Raw genomic sequence first — 22,157 nt, 5'->3', positions numbered from 1 at the left:
AACCCACAATTGCCGGCAGCATTTCTTATCTTGTATATAACCTGTTTATCAGGAGTCATCCTTTATCTGTTTCACACACCAAAAATATTCGTTATTAGCTCCAGGATCATTTGCCATGTTCACCTTGTTACACCCTCCGGTAAATCGCACTTTTATCGCCACTTCTTTATTTTTTTTTGCTTTCTTCCTGACCGGCCTGCTACATTTCAATACAACAATAGCTACCGGGGCCTCAGCCAACCAGCCCGAATCTCCACCAGAACGCGGTGATACCCGTATTGTCATCATCAGTGACCTTAACAGCAGTTATGGCTCTACAGATTATGATCCGGAAGTGGACAGCGTCGTGGCCCGCCTGCCCGGATACGATCCCGATATCGTCATCATTCCCGGCGACATGATCGCGGGGCAGCATCTCCGTCTCGACGAGGATGATCTTTGGGCCATGTGGGATGCGTTTGATGAACGTATCGCTGCACCAATGCGCGATGCCGGGATTCCATTTGGTTTTACACTCGGCAATCACGACGGATCATCATCCGGCAGTTTTGATCATGAGCGTGACGTTGCCGCCGAGTACTGGAACCGGCCGGAAAGCGACCCCGGCCTCAACTTCTTGTCCAAAGAGCACTATCCCTATTGGTTCAGCTACAAACACGGCGACATATTCTTCGCTACATGGGATGCATCATCGGCCAGGATTTTCGAAGAAAATATTTCATGGCTCAGGGAGCAGCTCACATCTGAAGAGGCTCAAAACGCCAGATACCGTATTGTTCTGGGACATCTCCCTCTTTATCCTCTTGCATATGGGCGCAACCGACCGGGAGAGGTTCTGAATAAGCCCGACCGCTACCTTGAGCTGTTCCGCAAGCATGGTGTGGACATGTATGTGAGCGGACACCATCATGCTTATTACCCCGGCAAGCGGGATGACATCAGGCTCCTGTCAGCCGGTGCCGTTGGACAGGGGCCGCGTCAGATTTTGGGCAGTCCTCATCCGCCCCGGAAAGCCTACACGGTACTCGATTTCGACTGGGACAGCGGAGACATCCGAAATACCACCCGAAACCCCGTCAATGATGAGCGCATTACGCACCGGGAGCTGCCTGTGCACTTGCACGGCATTCAGGGATACCTTGTCAGGGATGACCAGAAGCCGGCGCAATCCTATACCGCGCTTCTTCACGAGCCGGAATCACTGACTCCGGTCTCAGCAGCTTCGGCCCGGCTTGAAGGCGATTCACTGATGATTGAGGGGTGCTTTACGGATCCTGGAAGCACGCTTCTTCAGGGCCCGGAAGCAGCCGTCGCACTGCGCTTCGGTCCGCAGCAGATTGAGGGCGAAACCATCGCAACGCTGTTTCCGGTCCACCCTGATGAAACCGATATGCAGGATCGGTTGCCCGATGCTTTCGGGAATAATGATTCTTTTCCCGAGACCTTGCGGGAGACCTTTGCCGAAACGGATATTGCCGGTTGTTTTGAAGGCCGTGTGCGGCTGACTTCCCATCAGAAGGAAATGACTGCTGCCGGTATGGTTCACATTGCCATCCGGACACTGGATCATCCCGATGGCGGCATTCGCGGCCAGCTTTTGCCCGAAGGAACGACGGAGCCGCCGGCTGTTGCATTAACCGATACGGTCATCAGCCCGGATGAGCAAAGCACAGACCGGAAACGAAACGGAGGCAGTGAAAGCGGGAACTATTCAAATGAAACCACGGGCGATCATGCCCCGGAAAACAGTAAAAATTTTGATTTTGAAGTGACCTGGGACGATGTGCTTCACCCCGATGGCTTTCCTGTGGGATTTGTCTATCAAATCAGCAGAGATGACACTTTTGATGATATTCTTTTTCAGAAACATGCCAGATATGAGAACCGGATTGAGCTGAACGCTGAAGAAATATTGTCCGGAATGGATTCTTCTCACACTGATCAAAAAAACGGCGGGAAGTACCGATTGTACCACCGGGTGATCAGCACCGACGGGCTTCATATGGCAGCAGGTACGGCGGCGCTGCTGGAAATATCATCAGGTGATTAATCAACAAATTGCAAATTAGTCACCTGATGAAGCAGCGTGCGGTTTTATGATCGTGACATTGATTCTGAAACCGCATGTTGCCTGCCGTTACTGACCGGATTACATGATGGACTCCGGGATTATTTGACGAACGTCATCTGCCGGCTTTGCACAAAGTCTCCGGCAACGATACGGTATATATATACACCGCTTGCCAGGCCGGAGGCATCAAACCGGACCGTATGGCTTCCGGCCGACATCTGTTCGTTGACCAGGGTCGTTATCCGCTGGCCGGTAACGTCATAAACCACCAGTCGGACATCAGCATCCTCAGGCAGGTCAAAACGAATCTGCGTATCCGGATTGAACGGGTTTGGATAATTCTGCTTCAGCTGAAACTCCGCAGGTGCATCAGCCAGTCTCTCGTCTTCGGCATCCGTAAGCACCGCATCCAGTGATTCCCATGCCCCTTTGTAGGGAGCTCTGTCATTTCGTTCATTGCCGAAGATATCGGTGGTTACAGCTGCCATATAACTTCCTGCCAGAGCCTGATCACCTTCCGAGTCACCGGTCAGGCGCAAATCAGCCGGTGATCGGTAGTGAACATACACATCAGTGGAATTTTCATCCACGCCGGTAATGTCACTCCAGTCACTCACGCTTTCGGCTGTTTCCCCTTTGTAACTGCCAATGTATGCATCACCAGCCACATCCAGATTATTGTACTGTACGTTCATGAAATTGCCGATATACCAGTAGTAGGCATAGGCGTTGTCATGATCATGCCGGTTACTGAACAGGTTGTTCATAAGCATGAAATCAGCCGGATCGTCCTGCTCTTCACTGATTTCCCATCCGAATGCCGCCGACCGTCCGGTCTGACCGGTATCACCGACATAAACGGTGTTGTGGAACATGTTGTACCGTTCGCCCTGCCCTTCCCGGTTGACCGCAATTCCGTAGGTCCGGTTATCGTCGCTGTCGCCGTGTGACTCAAGCTCGTCCGCAACACTGATCATGTTGTTAATGAAGGTTAGCTGGCCTTCATTCAGGTTGATGTTGATCCCTGAAACATAGCCGGGCGATGCGGTGTTGACGCCGTGCATTCTGATCTGGTTTTCCCGGGTGTTCATGCTTCTTGTACCGGCCAGATAGATACCTGCGTACCAGCTTTGGTCGGCATAGGTACCGGTAATATCTATTTCATTTCCCCGGAAAGCACTGTTTTCGACGTAGAAAGTGGTAATTCCACGGTGCGATGCATAAATGTGGCTGCCGCGCACATCAGCACGCACCCGAAGCACAGGGTCGCCTGTACCCCAAAGCCTGATCCCGTCTTTGAACGGATGCTCAAGGCTGCCTATATGAAGTCCCTCAAGGGTTATCGCCTGGGGAACCGCCGTTGCATCATCATCGCGGCGAACCTGAACGGCAGCAACGTTTGCCCCGGTACCAAACTCATGGCTGAATGAAAGATTCTTGAGGCTCACATTACGATTACTGCCTGCAATCCAGATTGCCTGAACCGCGCCCTCATCTTCCATCCGGAAGTCAAAATCACGCTCTTCACCACCGTCAATGGTCACATGCGAGGTGTTTTTGATGAGAAACGGGTCGGCCAGATATATCGTAATATCAGCACCGCCCGGCACCATCTCCATTCGTGTGCTGCTGGACAGATCATCACGCTCCAGCAGCAGCTGTGCATCCGTTTCATCCTGATCCTCATGGATGATAAACCGGAAGTGACCTTCCGCCCCGTTCGCATTCAGTGTTGCCAATGCCTCCCCGAGGCTGCTGAACCCATTTTCGTAATCACCCTGCGGGATGTGGTATTCACCTGTGAGCATGGGTGAGAGTGAGGGTTCTGGCTCATGGACACCCATGTAAGGAAAGACGGGATGGCGCTCTTTTCCTGTGAAATCAAGCGGTACGACATCAGCCAGACTTACTCCGGTCAGATCGGTGTCGCCTTTGGACGGATCATCAAGCAGCAGGTTTTCATCTGCATCCAGTGTAAAGGCTACCGGCGTGCTGACAGCCTTATCGTCACCGGAAAGCGACCTGAATGCTTCCGGGTTATCAGCCTCCTCTCCCTGAAAGTAACCCTGCAGCGCATTCTCCGGAACATACCAGTTGTTGGCCTCGGTATGCCATTCGATGTCGGTGTCAAGCATCAGTCCGACAGCACCGTCCAGCCCGGCACCGGTCGTCTCATGCTGGTTTACAAACAGATTGTTGCGGACATCAAGCGCAACGGCAGATCCGTTCTCACCCGATGCAGCCAGTGACCGGGATGTGCCGTCGGAATCCGGCAGGTCAATCAGCAGGGAATTGTGATAGATACGCACTTCGCCATCGCCATCGGCGTAGTCCGTCATCAGGCCGATACCGGTTGCGGATGTGCTGCCGGCCAGGCCGTCGCCTCCGGCATTGTCACCGGACTGAGTCCCGTCAGCAATCCATGGTGCATCAGCCTCCAGGGTCACCATGTTATTGGCGAAAAGCATATCGTCCCATACACGTGCGATGCGGATTCCTTCAGCGGATTGTGCTCCCGGCGCAACCCTGGTCCGGATGATATTATTTTCAACCGTAAAGCCGCCACCGTCAAGGTGCAGACCGCTGCTTTCCAATGCCCCGGCCGATGTGGTATGAAGCCTGTTGCCGGATATGGTTACATCGAACCCCTGAGCGCCAAAACTGACGGCTCTTTTTGAGGCAAAAATGTCATTAACCGTGATATCAAGGTCGCTTGGATACCCGGCGCTTACGAAGAAACCTTTTGTAAACGGATGATCAGCGTTTCCCGCCGTGTTGCCGCTGAAAACAACACCGTTCGGCCCCTGCTCACCGGTATCTGAACCCGTAGCAACCGCATATGCCGATCCTTCGGCTTCATCATCCCTGGTAAATTCCAGATTGGTGAGCCGGATATTCCCGGAGCCGGAGGCGATGTGGATTGCAGCCGAGTCCTCGCCCTTGTACCGGATACCGAGATTCTGATTTCCATTGCCGCCGTCACCGTCTATCGTGACATAAGAAGAGGATATGGTTAACGGATGGTCAAGGGTTATTACCGGACTGGCGTCATCATAGGGAAGTATCTGAAGCTGGGTATACTGACGGAAAGCTCGCATAAGAGCAATCTCTTCGCCCGTTTCATCGAGATCATCCGTAATAAAAAAGCGGATGTTTGTCTCCAGCGTGTCAAGGTCATTGATCCAGTCGACAGCCTCGCTGAGGGAAGCAAATCCGGCATCATGATCGCCCTGCGGAATGAAGTAATCGACGGGGGTAAAGAACTCGTCGAGCAGATCGTCTACGGCCAGACGCAGATCAGGCAGATAGTCGTACATCTGATGTCCGGGACAGTCGGTATAAACGCCGCTGTCACGATGTCCGGAAATATGGTAGATCTCCTCGTCCGGACCATAGTGATAGGCTTCTGCGAGCGGATCGATCTCCAGTTCCGATGATTTCCAGGCCAGCATCTCTTTCAGGCTGAACAGGGCATCGCCGGTCGGCATTTGCTGATTATAGTTTCCGATAACACAAATACCCATGGTATAGCTGTTGAACCCGCTGAAGTGGGCACCGCGGACATCCTTGCTGCCGTCCAGGTCGAAGGCACGCCCCTGGTATATGACACCGTTGCCGTCCACAAGCCAGTTGTAACCGATGTCGCCCCAGTTGCGGCCATGAGTATGAAAATCCCAGTAAGAACGCACAACAGCAGCAAAGTCGTCGGCATTTGTTTCACCTGCAGAGTGATGCACAATCAGATGGGAAACATCGGTAACCGTACGGTTTGCCGTGTTGGACAGGTCGTGCTCTTCTCCCCAGGTTTCGCGGTCGACATACTCCGGGAGCGGATAGGTGACCAGATCATCTTGTGATGCGGCGGCCATATCACTCAGCGAGGCGGGCTGCCCGTCTTCGGCTTCGCTGCTTTCCATGAATCCCTGCCCGCCATCCTCAGAGGGCGGAACCGAAGCGGTGCGGCGGTTTTCGGGACGCAGCCGGAACAGTTCCTGCTCTACCGGATCTGAAGTTGCGCCCGGACTGATGAAGTGCAGCTTAACCTCACGCACAAGCGGGTTCTGCTCTTCCTCGTGCCTGTGGAGAACGATCCTGTACTGGATATACCGTGTTTCCTTGTCGGCAAAAACCAGGTTGCTGTGATAGAGTTCTGAATCTTCTTCGGTATGGGGATCATAACCGGCTTCGATCCAGTCATCCCATATGTCACCATCTTCGGATGTTCGAAAGTGGATGTCGATCAGATGCGGGTCCGGGGTATCGGCATCCCAGCTTCCGGCGAGTGCCAGGAACGGTTCGGCACCTTCGGCCGGGACTGCGATCGCCTCCGAAACCCATTCGGCATGGTCGGCACCGGATTCTATTGCGAAACCCTCCTGCAGCATCTGCATTTCGTGCTGATCCGACGGCATGGGCTGGTCAGCAAGCGAGATGGTGATACGCTCATTGAATGCGGATCCGCGATCAGCATCCTGTTCTCCGGCCTTTACCGGCTGGGTGCCGGTCAATCCGGAAAACCCAGCCAATACAAAAGTGGTGATGGTATATAACAGCGCTCTGCGACAACTGCTTAATGAAAACATAGCTCTTACCCGTTTAGATCAGGTTCCTGATGGTTTTATGATCACTTAATAAATGTCATCTGCCTGCTGATGCTCGTTGACCAGGGTTGTCACCCGCTGTCCCATGGAGTTGTAAATCTCAATTCGCACATCAGCCGACTCCGGAATTTCATAACGGATCTGTGTCACCGGATTAAAGGGGTTCGGATAGTTCTGGGCGAGACGGTAGCTGTCCGGCCGGGACCGGGGGTCATCTTCTGCCGCAACCGGTCCTTCGTATTCCGGCCCTTGGAAATTAAAGGACCAGATTCCGTTATTTGGTGCCAGCACAAACACATCAAATGATCCGTTCAGATTGTTACGTACGGTGAGGTCACCGATGTTGATGGTGGTGCGGTTATCTGTGGAACCCAGGGCATCGCTCAGATACAGCTGATATGCGGAGCGGTCGGTATCGGCATCTCCCGGTTCGCCAAACAGGGAATGCCATCGCACCTTCCGGTCATCCGGATGGTAGGCAAAGAGATATTCCCGGCCCTGATAGGCGCTGTGGCGAAGTCCGCTTAGCTCGGTGTCACCATCGGCAAACGAAAGTCGTCCGACAGACGCCCAGTCCGTGTCATACTCACGGATTACATCCGACCGGAGACCGCCGACAAAGAATCCGTCTGTGGCAGCGCGTTCTTTGACAGCCAGTGCCGCCTGCCGGCCCCAGTCATCCATTTCAGGCACTTCTAAAATATCCCGGATATGTGCATAGCTGTCACCGGCAGTCTCCATATCTGATTCGGCATCAGCCTCATATCCCTGAAAGCCTTGCCATCTTATAACCTTGTTTTCATTGGAGACAGGCGCATAAATATCCAGATTTCCGACGGAACCACTTACCGTCAACTGATTTCCGACCCGGTAGTCGGTCTCATCGAATACGATTTCGCGGGTGATATTGTCGAAGGAGGGTTCCAGGACCACAATACGGAACGGATTGGTTGCGGCATTTGCTGTTCGGTTGGAAGCCACCAGAAAACCGTCATCCGTTGCACGGACGGTTGCAATGGTAAAATCTTCAAGATCAGGAAATGCCTGTTCGAAATCGATGTAACCGATCTCCGATCCGTCGTCGGCATCAATCTTGTAGATGCGTGACCCGTCACTGCTGCTGGCAACATAAACGACGCCATCGTGGTAGTCCAGACTCAGTTCGGTTTCGCTGCTGCCGGATCCCATCCAGCCGAACGCCGTTTCATCATCGAATGAACGGTTCCAGTTTTCCTCAACAAAAACATCGTCGGGATCAAACCAGGCTTCTACAAGCAGTCCGACATCTCTGCGTATCTCAGGCAGCATGGCGTAAAAAGCAGCACCCGGACAGGATGTGGCCGTTACGTCGCGGTGCCCCTGGATGGTAGGCAGGTCATTTCCTGTTGCCGCATGAACGGACGAACCCATCGGATCGAGGCCGCGCTCGTCCGCTTTCCATGCCAGAACTTCGTTCATGGAGCTGACAGCTTCTCTTGCAGGCCGGTTTTGGGAGTAGTCACCAATGATACAAACTCCCATACTGTTGCTGTTAAAACCGCCGGCGTGGGTTCCGCGGACATCTTTGTTTCCGTCAAGATTGAACGCCCGGCCCTGATAGACCACACCATCGGGATCGACCAGCCAGTTGTATCCGATATCACCCCAGCCGCGGCCATGGGTGTGGAAATCCCAATAGCTGCGGACTACCGCGGCAAAGTCGGATGCTGTGGTGTTGCCACCTGAATGATGTACCACCAGATGGGTTACATCTTCTAATCTCCGGTCTTCTTTATTATTAAGATCTTCCTGCGCTCCCCAGGTTTCCCTGTCCACATAGTCGGGTAGCGGGAAGGTCTCATCATCCATGATCTCATTGGACCCTGCATCTTTTCGTTTTTCCTGCCGGGTTGAAGAGATATCCCGGCTGCGGTTGGCATAGGATTTATCATTGACGGTTTGCTTCAGTTCCGGTGAAGAAGATCCCGGACTGATAAAATGGAGTTTGAGTTCGGTGATTTGCGGCGACACCCCATCCTCATCCCGTTTTATTCGGAGCCGGTACTGGATATAACGGGTGTCTTCATCAGCAAAAATGAGTGTACCATGGTGGAGTCCGTCCTCGATAAGCGCATCGGGGTCGAGACCGGCATCCTCCCATCCGTTCCACTTTTCGCCATCCTCCGAAAAACGCAGTTCAAAATGGACCTGACCGGGAATGTCGGCTGTGGCCTGCCAGCTTCCGGCAGTGGCAAGAAACGGATCAGGCCGGTCAATGGGTACGGCCACCGGATCGGATATTAAAACCGCTTCCTGTTCGCCGGATAAAATTTCGAATCCTCCGGATGCGGCTTCTCCGGCGGTTTTGGAACGCACCTGCGATGCTTCTGTCAGGTCGTGTTTCTGAATGATGTTTTGCGATTTGGAATTCGCGGTGCTGCCGTCCGAAGCGGAAGCAAAAAGCAATGCCGGAAATGATGTTAGCAAACCGGCTATGAGGAGTGTAAAAAACACACTTTTATTATGATGTTTCATTGTATTGAACTTCATGATGTCCCTGTATATGAGTTTTTTGATCGACCGGTTGCATCAGAACCAGTCAAGCAACTGTTCGTGACTTCCAATTCCCATGAACGTATCCAGCCGCCAGTCGGCGACTTCGCCGTCTTCAATGTAAATATAGAGTCCTGTGGAGTCTTCCTGATAAATCGGAAGAATCCAGATCTCTTTGTGCCATCCGGAGCCCCGGTGTCCCTGGCGCAGCAGATGCGGCGGCTCGCCAATCAAATCCAGAAGTTCCTCGACTGTCCGGCCGGATACAACCAGCTCATCGTCTTCGTTAAGCAGGTTTTCATAATCCGGGTTAATGACGTCCCGCGAAATCGTGACTGCGTCCCTGTCGGCCTGCTCATCCGAGGACTCATCAGTTCCGTCTTCCGCTTCTGCGTACTGGTCCCGGGGATCATCGGCATCTTCCTGCGGTTCATGACCGGCCGGACCGGGTTCATCCGTCTCCTCAGGAAGTGCATTTTCCTCTTCGGGGAGTTCTTCACGCTGCTGATCTATCACTTCCTGGTCGTCCGCCTCCGGAGCGTCCACATCGTTTTCAATAGCTTCAGCATCGATTTGTTCCTGTTCATCTACAGGAGGCTGTTCGCCGTTGTCATTACCGCATCCGGCAATAATCAATAAGGCAAGAAATGTCCCTGTAACAATTCTGTACACTATCATGGCGCAGGTTTAATTCCATAGATTATTTACCTAAACAAAATAATAAAAACACTGCTTTTTGCAATTGTTTTTGACTCTGAAAGCGCTGCAATCTCTGAATAAATGACAATTTATCCGTTGCATCTGTTTGCAGGACAATTCTGGACGGGCTACCGCACACGCCTGTAATATTCACGGAAATAGGGTTGTGCTTCTCCTGATTGCCCCTGCCGGATATGCCATTGTGCAAAGTACCAGTACAGCAGGGCATCGGGCTGGAGGGTCTCCCAGGATTCCAGCCAGTAGCGGGCCGTTTCAAACTGTTCAGACCGGATCAGATTGTCAACAATCAGCGGCCAGGCGCGCTCATCAAAAGACTGTGCTTTCAACCGGACCAGCAACGGGAATGACTCCTGCCATATCGTGGCGCGGACGGTGGTGGGTTCGTCTTCAGAAGCCGGCATCTCTTCACCGGAACCCGCATCGGGCATGTCCGCAATTTCGGCTATGTAATCCAGGATCATCCGGTCCAGGTCCGGGTTCAGGGGTTGAAGGTATTGCAAAGCGCGAAGTGACCGTAAGGCGCTGACATGCTGATCTGCGGAGCGGTAAGTACCTGCGAGCCGCGCATGTGCATCGGCCAGCGTCACCTGGCCGGTGATATAGGCCAGGGCAGCCTGTGATGCAGGATCGGCGGAGGCGCGCAGCTCCTCCAGTCGTTGCCGTGCCCATTTTTGAGGTTTCTGCTCTTCGGGATCCCTGACAAATGGGAAATCGCTTTTGAGCAGCCCCAATGTGTAATCGACAATCTGTTCCTCAAGCGGATCAGGCTGCGCTGTCACCGGTCCGGAATCATTATGAGCGGTCTTTTTAAAACGAAAACCGCCATGCTCCCGGATGGTGCGGCCGAATGCTTCCGCAACCAGTGCATAGCCACGGTAATCAAGATGGAGATGATCGGTGAAGTATGAAGGGGCGAACGGCAGCAGACCGCCGGATGCGGAAATTTCGTGGGCATCAACCAGATAGACTCCATCCTTCCGGGACAGTTCGCGAATGGTCTGGTTGACGTCCTCCGGTGCGCGAAACCGAAGCGGATCCTGATCCCTGGCAGCGGAGAAATATTTCCGGACAGAGTCGGGCTCCTGCTCCGGGTTGAAGGTCTTTGCTTTCGCAAACAAGCTGTCGGCCGTGGCATCATCGCCAAGAGGCCGCTGGCCGGCCTTGTTGGATACCACCGTGGACAGATAAACCGGCACCTCCCCGTCCTGGAAAGTCGACAGAATATCTGAAATATTGTTTTCAAAATGCCGGATGCCTTCCCTGAATCGCGGCTCGTCATGACGGACCAGGCGGTCGGCAGCCATTCGTGCCATCAGCGTACGGGCGGCGGGCTCGTCATGACCATCATCAGATCTCCGGAAACCGTCTCCGGTCCCACCGGCACCCCGGTCACCGGCATCCGGACTCCAGGCTGCATCAGTATCCCCTGTATCCCGGAAAAGCCTCGTGACCAGTGATACCAGATGGAGATCCTGCAGGCTCAGCACCGATCTTCTGACCCATCGCGGACGCATCCATCCGGGTACCACTCCGGCACCATACGCCCCGTAATATTCATTATGTCCGGCATAGATCAGGATACCATCCGGATCAAATTCCGCCAGCCTGCGATGAAAATCACGCAAGGTGTAACTGTTAACCGCGGTCATTGCCAGGTTGATCACTTCCACATGCTCTCCCGGATGCACCTTTTGCAGCATTTCCTCAAGTTTGGCAGGAAAGCCGTAGTAAAAGTTGTATGGAAAACCGGCAGCCGAGGATCCGCCCAGAACAAAAAATCGCCGGGTACCTTCCGGTTTGTCTTTCCGGAATGGTTGCGGGGCTGTGTCCGGAGTAAAGCCGGAAAAGTACCGGCCGGCGAACGCAGGGTTGATCACGACCATCGTGTCATCATCTCCAGCCGGTATAAAAAGCTCCTGGCGCTCGCTTTCCAGACCCGTCACCCGCAGCACTCCTTCCGCCAGTGCGAGAACCGCAAACGGCAGCATCACCGCCGCAAATGTGAAAAGAATGTTTTTCCAGTAGGACATTTTGATTAATATAGTACAAAGCTGCAAGGTTTCCGGACACCGGCACACTCAGCAGCATAATCAGGTGTCAGCACCTGTCAAACCGATCATTCGAAGATGCATCCCGAAACAGAAACCGATTTCAAATTACACAGATTCAGGGAGCAATTTCCACATACGATTCGTGGTATCTGTTACATGAACCATGCGGCCCAGTCACCGCTGGCCGGGTTAACGGTGGATGCCATAAACCGGCATCTCGAAGAGCGGCATGACGGCATGATGATGACCTACCCGATGGATATGGAGGTCATCGCTGAATGCCGGGAGCGCATCCGCAGACTTGTAAATGCCGGCGATGCCCGCCAGATTGCGTTCATCGGGAACACCTCCGAAGGTCTGAACAAAGTAACATCCGGCCTGGACTGGAATGAAGGTGACGAGATTATTCTCAACAGCATCGAGTTTCCGTCCAATGTACTGCCCTATCGCAAACTGGAGTCGATAGGTGTCCGGTGTATTTTTGTCGATGCCGGTGACGGCACGGTCCCCGTTGAGCGAATCGAAAAAGCCATCACTCCGAAAACCCGAATGGTCGCCCTGAGCGCAGTACAGTTTCTGAGCGGTTACCGGTCCGACATGGAGGCTGTCGGAGCGCTGTGCCGGAAGCACGGTATCCTCTTTGTTGTGGATGGCATTCAGGCCGCAGGGGTGGTTCCTGTGGATGTGCAGAAATGGGGTGTGGATGCCTTTGCCGCCGGCGGACTGAAATGGCTGATGGCACCCATGGGTATCGGATTTCTGTATCTGTCACCGCGTTTGTGCGAAGAAATGAATACGCCCGATCCGGGCTGGTTATCGGTGGAAGAGCCGTGGGACCTGTTAAACTACCATCAGCCGCTGCGCACCGATGCCGGCCGTTATGAAGGCGGCGTAACCAACATTCCGGGAATTTACGGACTGAATGCATCGCTTGGTCTGCTTCTGGACACGGGTATCGATGCCGTTTTCAGTCGGATCACAACATGCAACCGGCTGCTGCGCAATAGAATGGAAGAATATGGACTAAAGCTGTACGGATCAGACCATCGTGATCATGAATCGGGGATCGTAACCTTTACATTGCCCGATAACCTTGCTAATGACGACACTGAGCAAATGTACCGGAAAGAAAATATTTACCTTTCCATACGTGACGGCAAACTGCGGATCTCGCCACATGGTTATAATACTCCGGATGAAATCGAACATGTTATCGAAACTACTGCGGCAATGCTTGCACGCGGCAAAAGCACAACAAGCTGATGTATTGTCCATGACAGAGCAGATACACAGACAAACAGGCATATGAACGAAACTGTCATTACATTACATCCGACCATATAAATCCAGACATTTAAAAGATGAAAAATGTAATCTGGGAAAAAATAAAACTGGCAGGAACCGAGATATGGATTGTCATTCGCGACACCATCAGGGACTGGCTTGATGACAATATCCCGACATATGGTGCCGCACTGGCCTTTTATACCATTTTTTCCATAGCCCCGCTGCTGCTTATTATGGTGGCTGTAGTGGGTTTTATTTTCGGAGAATCGGCCGCTACCGGCCAGCTTGAGGAATACATGTCCCAGCTGATGGGTGCCGACCTGGCCCGGACGATACAGAATTTTGTCCTCGATGCCTACGAACCGACTTCCGGAATCATAGCTACTGTCATCAGTTTGGGTATCATCCTGTTCATGGCAACCACAATCATTACACAGCTGAAAAACGCACTCAATAACATCTGGAATGTCACCACAAAAAAAGAGGCCAGCGGATTCAAGCGTTTTTTGATCGACCGGATTGTTGCCCTCGGGCTGATCCTGATTTTTGCCAGTCTTTTTGTCTTGACGATGATGATGGAATTTGTCATGAAAGGCCTGGAGTCCTTTCTCGATCCAATTATGCCGGGCGGTATCGGAATCTGGTCCACGGTCAACAATATCGTCTCATTCCTGGTGCTTGTATTTCTGTTCAGTATCATTTTCAAAATGCTGCCTGATATTCGCATCAGGTGGTCAGACGTAGCCGTTGGTGCTGTCATTACCGCTTTGCTTTTCCTGCTTGGACGCTATCTCATCGGGATTTACATGGGAGTTGCCACAACATCCACCTACGGTGCCGCCGGATCATTTGTGGTGTTTCTGATCTGGGTGTACTACAATGCGATGGTGTTTTTCCTGGGTGCCGAATTCACCTATGTCTATACCATGAGATACGGTGCGAGAATTCGTCCGGCAAGCCATGCCATTATCACAAAATGGTATGCCGACAGCCCCGACGAAGATGCCTACGGAGGTGGCTGAAGCTGACATTCCTGAACAAAACAGGCTTCAGATGTGTTGCAAAGACTGAAGCAGAGATTTGAATCAACCAATTGCACCTGCTGCACTGACGGCGGTTTTCGCATTCATCAACAACCCCAATCTGGAAAATTTACTGAGGTAACTTTATCTTGTTTGTAATATATTAGGCACAGCCTTGATACGACCGGAGTTTTTTTATCAATTCCAACCAAAACACTATTGTTTTGAAGAACACAGAAAAAAATCAAAAAAAAGCTCAATCAAAGAGTGACAAAAACAATAATCAAAAAGAGCAGCTCCATCTCCAACTATTCAGTATTCACGGACTTATAAGAGGGCAAAATCTGGAGCTTGGCCGCGATGCAGACACCGGCGGCCAGACCAAATATGTCGTTGAACTGGCCAGGGCACTTGGTGAATTGCCGAGAGTCAAACAGGTCGACCTGTTTACCAGACTTGTGGATGACAAAAGAGTCAGTTCAGACTATAAGCAACAGGTCGAGGAGATCAGTGAAAGTGCCCGTATCGTCAGAATCCGTTGCGGCGGAAAACGGTACATGAGAAAAGAGTTGTTATGGCCTCACCTGTCTGAATTTGTCGACAATGTGGTCCGGTTCAACAAAAAGGAGAATATTACTCCGGATTTGCTGCACGGACATTATGCCGATGCCGGATATGTAGCGCGGCAACTGTCCAAGCTTCTCGGTATCCCTTATGTATTTACCGGACACTCTCTCGGACGCTCCAAAAAGAACTCCCTTGCCAATAAGGGCATGACCGAAAAGCAGATGGTGGAGAAGTTCAACATCAATGAGCGTATCCAGGCCGAGGAAGATGTCCTGCGAACTGCAGCCCACGTCATTGTCAGTACCAACCATGAAATTCAAAAGCAATACAAGCTCTACGATAACTGCGAAAGGGCTGCTTTCACCGTGATTCCGCCAGGTATCGATGTCGACAAGTTCTACCCTTACTATTACGATCACGATGAGAATTTTACCAAGCCCGAGCCTTACATTCAGGCGCGTGACAAAATGAACCGGGAATTTGAGCGATTTTTCTATAACAGTGACAAACCACTTATCCTGACGATCTGCCGGCCGGACAGGCGCAAGAATATCCAGGGGCTTATCACCGCATTCGGTGAAAACAAGGAGCTTCAGGCCATTGCAAACCTTGCCGTATTTGCAGGCATCCGCAAAGACATCGACAACCTGGATGAAAATGAGAAGGAAGTGCTTACCGAAATGCTGCTTTTGATGGACAAGTATGACTTGTACGGAAAAATGGCACTGCCGAAAAAGCACGATCCCACCAATGAAGTTCCCGAGCTGTTTCGGATGGCAGCCGACCGGCAGGGCGTTTTCGTCAACTCCGCATTTTCCGAACCATTTGGAATCACCCTTATTGAAGCGGCCTCGGCCGGGGTTCCCATTGTCGGGCCGGATGACGGCGGTCCCCAGGACATCGTCAAGAACTGTAAAAACGGCATCCTGGTCGATACCACCGATTCCAAAGCACTCGGCGAAGCCATAAAGAATATTCTGATCGATCAGGAGAAATGGAGGGAGTACTCAAACAGTGGTGTCAATGGTGTGCGAAAGCACTACTCCTGGACCGCCCATGCCGAAACTTTCCTCGACTCTGTGGATGGCGTCATAGGCGATTACCAGAAAACCACCGGCACTCACGGAGTCACTCAGGCACCGGGTTGGCGGTTTGCCGATCTTGACAAAATGCTGATCACCGATATTGACGACACGCTGGTAGGTGATGATGAGTCTCTTGAGGAGTTCATTGAAATCATGGAAAAAAACCGTAATGAGGTTGGATTTGGAGTGGCAACCGGCAGAAGCCTCGAGCTCGTAGACGAAATTCTCAAGGAGAAAAACATACCCGTTCCTGATGTCATCATTTCCTCTGTCGGTACAGAAATTTACTACGGTCCGGACATGAATAACCTGAGCATGGATTCCGGATGGCGGTCCCACATTTCATATCAGTGGAAGCCGGACCGGATCAAAGAGGTACTTTCCGATTTTGATTTCCTGGAGCCTCAGGACCGTGATGGTGAGCGGGACTTCAAGATCAGTTACAACATGGATTCCAATGATGATCACCTGGCCAAGATTCACCAGCGCCTGACCGAGAACAAGCTGAGGTATCAGCTGATCTATTCTCATGATGCCTATCTGGATATTCTTCCCCAACGGGCATCAAAAGGACGGGCCATTCAGTACCTCGGTAACAAGTGGGACATCAAACCGGAAAACACGCTTGTTTCCGGTGACTCCGGAAATGATTATGAGATGCTCTACGGCAAGCGGCTTGCTGTCGTCGTGGGAAATCACAGTCCCGAGATCGAGCGGCTACGCGGAAACAGACGCGTCTACTTTGCCGACAGCAACTATGCTGCAGGCATTATTGAAGGAGTGAAATACTACCGGTTCATGGATGTCTGAATCCGGATTAACTTGGTCCGGGGCCGGAGTCTATTTCACGAACATCATCCGGCGGGTAAATGACTCTCCGCCGGCCTGCAGCCGGTACAGATATATACCGCTGGAGAGATTTTCGGCATTGAATGTCCGGCTGTGCTCTCCGGCAGAAAGTGATTCATCAACCAGTGTCTCCACATGGCGCCCGGTAACATCAAATACCTCCAATGTTACCTGCTTTTGCTCCGGCAGTGTAAAACGGATGGTAGTTGCCGGGTTGAACGGATTCGGATAGTTCTGCTCCAGCCTGATCCGGGAAGGACGTTCCGATGAGTATTCATCGGCAGAGGTAAATGTCGGAGTGGCATCCACGCTTATATGGTTGAAGCGTTGATTACCGTCGTCGTTCTCCGGCTCTGCACCCTCACCGGCAGCCCTGATCCTGAGCGTGAAATCCGGATTGTCATTTACCTCTCCCATATCTGTAAAATCAAGGACATGAAGAATATAGTTCTCCCCGACTTCCACGCTGCTGTGCTTCAGGCCTTCGGTTTCAAATTGTTCTCCGTCAAGCGAATATGCTATCTCCTGTTTGGCCGCTCCGTTTGAGGTGCGTTTGACAGCATAGGAAACCACGACGTTTTCATGGTCGGTTGTGGGAAGGCCAAGCAAGAAATCGCCGGTCGGATTGCGCAATCTCAGCGCCCGGTCATCATCTTCTTCGTAAGGAATGGCGCGCGCATTGAACGGAGTGGGAGCATTAACACGATCCCATCTGGCACCGTCATAACGAATCCACGCCCCGTCAAGCGAGCTCTGACCACCTGTGATTCCGCCGGAGCTGATCTCAACCTCGAGGGGAAAATCAACGTCATTGGGAATATTGTCAAACTGCCAGTAGTGGATGAGCTGACGATCGTACGCATCCTCCATAACATATCCGTCCAGGGTGATGTTATTGATGCGGTGATTACCGTCATTATTGTCCGGCTCCGATCCCTCTCCCGCCATTTCGATTCTGATCATGAAATCGGGGTTGTCATCGGCATCGGGTACATCCGACAGGTCAAGCTCAACAAGCTTGTAACTTCCTTCATCGACCGAGAAAAGGTTTTCATCCAGCCCTTCTGTCCAGAAGGTCTCGCCGCCATCGGTGGAATAGGTTATTCTCTGATAATGAGCACCGTTCGGCGTCCGTGTCACGGCGTAGCGGAATACAGGATCACGATAGCCGTCTGTTGGCAGGCTGATGGTGAAGTCCCCTGCCGGATTGCGAAGCCGGAGCGCCCGGTCATCGTTCTCCTCATATGGAAGCTCCCGTGCATTGATCGTCGTGGGATGGTTGACGCGGTCCCATCGGGTACCTTCATAAGTAAGAGATGCTCCGTAAAGCCGGCTTGATACATGCATCAGTTCCGGCTCAGATATGTCAAAATTGACATTATTCGGAATATCGTTGAAATTCCAGTGATGGATAAGAACCTTTTCACCGGCAAATACAGACCGGTTGGCAAGCGGTCCGCCCTCATCGCCATGCACATTCATATACAAGCCGGATCCGGCCAGCAACAGTGCTGAAAAGGTGAGTGCCCTGAAAATATCTGCAATTATTTTTGTAACGTTACGCGGCATAACTGGAAAATAAATGTTCCCGTTTTAGATAAAATTAGCTGCATCCGGTAAAAAATGCATCATTATTGTATGATAGCTTTACAGAAATTATTTACCAAATTCTGCTAACTATTTCTTTTACGCTCGTGCGGGTCAAGATATTTTTTCCGGATCCGGAGACTGTGAGGTGTGACTTCGATGAGCTCGTCATCTTCAATGGTCTCGATGAACTGTTCGAGGCTCAGTTTTTTTGCCGTTGACAATTTAACCGCATCCGAACTTTGCGAGGCCCGGTGATTGGTCAGGTTTTTCTTTTTGACCACGTTGACGATCATGTCATCCGAGCGGTTGTTCAAACCGACCACCTGTCCCATGTAAACGGAATCTCCGGGTTCGATGATGAACTGCCCGCGGTCCTGCAGCCCTTCGAGTGCATAATGGGTGACACTGCCGTGTTCAAGTGCAATAAGCACTCCGTTGTTCCGGCCGGTGATATCCCCCTTGAATGGTTCGTATCCGTCAAACTGCTGATGGATCATGGCCGTCCCGCGGGTCTCGGTCATAACATCGCTCCGGAATCCGATCAGTCCGCGTGACGGCACACGAAACTCCAGACGCGTCATGTCAAGCTCTCCCGACATGCTGGTCATGGTGCCTTTACGGTTCATCAATATCTCGATGACCCGGCTGCTGTACTCTTCTTCTACGGTAATGATCACCTCTTCCACCGGTTCCTGAAGCACCCCGTCGATCTCCTGCATGAGTACTTCCGGACGAGAAACGGCAAATTCATACCCCTCGCGGCGCATGGTTTCGATGAGAATGGAGAGCTGCAGCTCTCCGCGCCCCGACACCTTGAATATGTCGGGATTTTCGGTCGGCTCGACCTTCAGGGACACATTCGTCCGGATTTCCCGCATCAGGCGGTCTTTGAGCATGTTGGATGTCACATATTTGCCCTCGCGTCCCGCAAACGGCGAGTCATTTACCCGGAAATACATCGCAATGGTCGGCTTGTCGATGTCATAATAGGCGACCGGAGTCGGATCTTCTTCGGATGTCAGTGAATCGCCGATGTTGGTGTTTTCATAGCCAGCCAGAGCGATAACATCCCCGGCTTCGCCCTTGTCCACAGGTACTTTCTCGAGTCCGGCATAGGTATACAGTTTCGTGATGCGGGACTTCTCCTTGACCTGACCGTTCCGGTCCAGCAGGATGATCGGCTGATTCTTTTCGATGGTTCCCTGTTCTACCCGTCCGATGGCAATCCGGCCCACATAGTCGTTCCACTCGATGTTGGAAACCAGCATTTTGAACGGTTTTTCAACCGGACGCTCCGGTTCCGGCACATGACGGATAATCACGTCAAAAAGCGGGGACAGATCTTCGTTGGCATCCGAAAGTTCCTCCCTGGCAAAGCCCTGCAGGCCAACGGCATATAATACGGGGAAATCGAGCTGCTCATCAGTGGCTTCCAGACTGACAAACAGGTCGAACACCTCGTTGACCACCTCGTCCGGGCGGGCATCATGGCGATCGATTTTGTTGATGACCACAATGGGCCGGTATCCCAGGGCCAATGACTTACGCAGCACAAACCGGGTTTGGGGCAGCGGGCCTTCGGCGGCATCCACCAGCAATATGACACCGTTGACCATTTTCAGAATACGCTCTACCTCACCGCCGAAATCGGCGTGACCCGGGGTATCAACGATGTTGATTTTTGTACCGTGCCATTTCACGGCGGTATTTTTGGCCATGATCGTAATTCCGCGTTCCCGCTCCAGGGCATTGGAATCCATGACGCGTTCGGCGACCTCCTGGTTTTCGCGGAAAGTACCGCTTTGACGGAGCATATGGTCAACCAGAGTGGTTTTCCCGTGGTCGACGTGTGCGATGATGGCAATATTGCGAATGGGTTGTTGCATCTGATGTGAGATAAGCTGGGAAAATGGGGTCGGGCGGATCATAACACGGGTACTTCGTACCGGTCATTCAGTCCCATGATTGGAGTATATTTTGAGGTAGTGCATGTCGGACAATTATCCGACACAGCTACAGGCAATCAGCAAAAACAGCGTTTTTGCCACAGTTTCGTAATTTACGGATTTTACTTTTAAAAATCGAGCAACCTCCAAATTCACCACTTGTTTTAATCCGTCTCTCTGCGCAACGAAAATATCACCGGCTTTGCATTTGCCATGACCGGTATCCCTCATCTATCCAGTTCATAATAGACAGTGATATTCCCTGTTTGTCGCCTATCTCATCATGTGTAAATTGCTCCAGAAGCTCTCCGGCACGATGAAACTGCTCCACGTTGTCATACGTGTAATACCTCGTGGGATGATTGTAATGATTGCCACTTGATTTTTCAGGATATGGTATCCAGCCGTCATCAGGGAAAGTAAACTCCGAAACGGTGAGTTCGCCCTTCATTTTGTGATGAAAATCATCGCACAGATGGCCCATGTCGTTTGTAGTACCACAGACGAAGTAAAACGAATTCTCCGGCCTTCGATAATAAACATCGTGCGTTGCCCTGGTGAATGTGGCTGCATCGGGTACAACCCGGACATATTCATCTGTTATTTCAAGGTCGAAACTGTCTTTCAGGTCGCCGTCTCTGATCAGCAGGCGGTACGACCCCTTATGCCGGTCAAAATCCACCTTCCCGATGGCGGGCCCAAGAGCAGTGAGACACATCTGACCCGGCAATCCATAGCTCAGCAGCCGGATATCTCTTACTCTCGGTTTCCTGCCATAATCCGAAAGGCGGAAAGAAATCTGGTAATTCATGCAGGGCATGATCTTTTTTGTGCTCATTCTCATGAGGAGCTTCAGTTCAGCAGGAGTTGTTTCGCTTCGCTCTCTTTCGACATGCTCGGAAAAAAATATTTCCAGCCCGTCTTCTGCAATTCCGGAACCGGACTTTTCAGAGGCTGAAAAAGGATTGCAGGCGGAAAAGATCAATGCTGTTGTTATCAGCATGACCGGTATGGCTGCAGATCCTTTGCGGGAACCGGGTAACCAAAACCGCATCAGTCGGGATATATGAGTGTTGCCGGACATGCCCGGGTTGGTGATGTTCGCATTAAGCCTGCTGTTTTAGAATGTTACATAAAGTAAAAATAACAATCAATTTTTTCCGGGAAGCACGGATTAATAACCACCGTACAAGTCCACCCTTTATCTAAGGCCCGGGATGCTTCATGTTGTTATCACGATAAACGGCAGAGACGACACGTTCATCATCCTCCGGTATCATGCGATATTAAAACAAATGACAAATTATTTATCTTGTCTGATGAAAAATGCACAGATGATTTTCATAAACTTTTTTTTAACACCGGTGCCCGATTGGAAAATTGACCGGATTGCCAAAAAACATCAGAGTGTGATCACATGGAAGAAAAATACGACCTCATAATGGTAATCATTGATACCGATCAGCACGACATCGTTATCGAATCATGTGAAAAATCGAAAGCTCCTGTTTACACTGCTTTCAATACAAAGGGAAGCGTTGGAAAGAAAAGTTTTAAACTGCTTTCTGTTCAAGTTGAACCACCCAAAGAGATCATCTTTATATTGACACCCGAGTCAAAAACCAAAAAAGTGAAGGATCAGATCATTTCGGACGCCAACCTTGATGATCCCGAAAACGGCATACTGCTTGTCCTTGATGTAAAGGAGCTGGGCGGCTTTTCATCATTATTGGATCAAATCAAAACAAAGTAACCCGCAATGTGGCAAGCGCTAAAAAATTTTGCATGCGCTTAAGAACGCGGGAACCGCTCAAGGTTCCGACAAACTCTTACTAA

Annotated in this window: 12 protein-coding genes; 5 read left to right on the top strand and 7 right to left on the bottom strand. The window is 51.5% G+C overall.

The genetic code is table 11. The annotated features are described in order from the left end of the window. The first annotated feature begins 115 nt into the window (after positions 1-115). Positions 116-2,050 carry a metallophosphoesterase gene (locus NATSA_RS11215; RefSeq protein WP_210512679.1) on the top strand — a complete coding sequence of 645 codons (1,935 nt, stop codon included), beginning with the start codon at positions 116-118 and terminating at the stop codon, positions 2,048-2,050. Positions 2,051-2,169: 119 nt separating this feature from the next. Here the strand turns inward: NATSA_RS11215 and NATSA_RS11210 are convergent, their stop codons facing one another. From NATSA_RS11210 to NATSA_RS11195, 4 genes are all read right to left on the bottom strand, one after another. Next, entirely contained in the window at positions 2,170-6,597 is a 4,428-nt protein-coding gene (locus tag NATSA_RS11210) for an N-acetylmuramoyl-L-alanine amidase (protein WP_210512677.1), read from the bottom strand. Between the two features lie 102 nt (positions 6,598-6,699). Then, entirely contained in the window at positions 6,700-9,201 is a 2,502-nt protein-coding gene (locus NATSA_RS15905; RefSeq protein ID WP_210512675.1) for an N-acetylmuramoyl-L-alanine amidase, read from the bottom strand. Positions 9,202-9,240: 39 nt separating this feature from the next. Beyond that, the gene (locus NATSA_RS11200; RefSeq protein ID WP_210512672.1) at positions 9,241-9,882 is read right to left on the bottom strand and encodes a midas domain-containing protein; all 642 of its coding nucleotides are present in this window, start codon (positions 9,880-9,882) and stop codon (positions 9,241-9,243) included. Positions 9,883-10,031: 149 nt separating this feature from the next. Beyond that, positions 10,032-11,954 (bottom strand): SGNH/GDSL hydrolase family protein, encoded by a 1,923-nt coding sequence (locus NATSA_RS11195; protein ID WP_210512670.1) that lies wholly within the window; start codon positions 11,952-11,954, stop codon positions 10,032-10,034. A gap of 96 nt (positions 11,955-12,050) precedes the next feature. On the opposite strand from NATSA_RS11195, the gene NATSA_RS11190 reads away from it, so the two are divergent. The 3 genes from NATSA_RS11190 (at position 12,051) to NATSA_RS11180 (ending at position 16,746) form a co-directional block, all read left to right on the top strand. Continuing rightward, on the top strand, positions 12,051-13,238 hold the full coding sequence (locus NATSA_RS11190; RefSeq protein ID WP_210512668.1) for an aminotransferase class V-fold PLP-dependent enzyme: 1,188 nt from the start codon (positions 12,051-12,053) through the stop codon (positions 13,236-13,238). A gap of 98 nt (positions 13,239-13,336) precedes the next feature. Continuing rightward, the gene (locus tag NATSA_RS11185) at positions 13,337-14,284 is read left to right on the top strand and encodes a YihY/virulence factor BrkB family protein (protein WP_210512667.1); all 948 of its coding nucleotides are present in this window, start codon (positions 13,337-13,339) and stop codon (positions 14,282-14,284) included. Positions 14,285-14,508: 224 nt separating this feature from the next. Further along, positions 14,509-16,746: an HAD-IIB family hydrolase gene (locus tag NATSA_RS11180; protein ID WP_210512665.1), complete on the top strand. Its 2,238-nt coding sequence runs from the start codon at positions 14,509-14,511 to the stop codon at positions 16,744-16,746. Positions 16,747-16,776: 30 nt separating this feature from the next. On the opposite strand, the gene NATSA_RS11175 is transcribed toward NATSA_RS11180, so the two are convergent. The 3 genes from NATSA_RS11175 to NATSA_RS11165 form a co-directional block, all read right to left on the bottom strand. After that, positions 16,777-18,354 carry a T9SS type A sorting domain-containing protein gene (locus NATSA_RS11175; RefSeq protein WP_210512664.1) on the bottom strand — a complete coding sequence of 526 codons (1,578 nt, stop codon included), beginning with the start codon at positions 18,352-18,354 and terminating at the stop codon, positions 16,777-16,779. Between the two features lie 104 nt (positions 18,355-18,458). Continuing rightward, positions 18,459-20,261, bottom strand: coding sequence for a translational GTPase TypA (typA, locus tag NATSA_RS11170; protein WP_210512662.1), 1,803 nt, complete (start codon positions 20,259-20,261; stop codon positions 18,459-18,461). Positions 20,262-20,514: 253 nt separating this feature from the next. After that, positions 20,515-21,375, bottom strand: a complete 861-nt coding sequence (locus tag NATSA_RS11165; protein ID WP_210512659.1) for a hypothetical protein — start codon at positions 21,373-21,375, stop codon at positions 20,515-20,517. 363 nt (positions 21,376-21,738) lie between these two features. Here NATSA_RS11165 and NATSA_RS11160 point away from each other — a divergent pair, with 363 nt between their 5' ends. Further along, the gene (locus NATSA_RS11160; RefSeq protein ID WP_210512658.1) at positions 21,739-22,074 is read left to right on the top strand and encodes a hypothetical protein; all 336 of its coding nucleotides are present in this window, start codon (positions 21,739-21,741) and stop codon (positions 22,072-22,074) included. The last annotated feature ends 83 nt before the right edge of the window (positions 22,075-22,157 follow it).

The organism is Natronogracilivirga saccharolytica, from assembly GCF_017921895.1.
Classification (GTDB): domain Bacteria; phylum Bacteroidota; class Rhodothermia; order Balneolales; family Natronogracilivirgulaceae; genus Natronogracilivirga; species Natronogracilivirga saccharolytica.
Note: the sequence above shows the minus strand (reverse complement) of the source record. Positions and strands in the feature narration are given on the sequence as shown.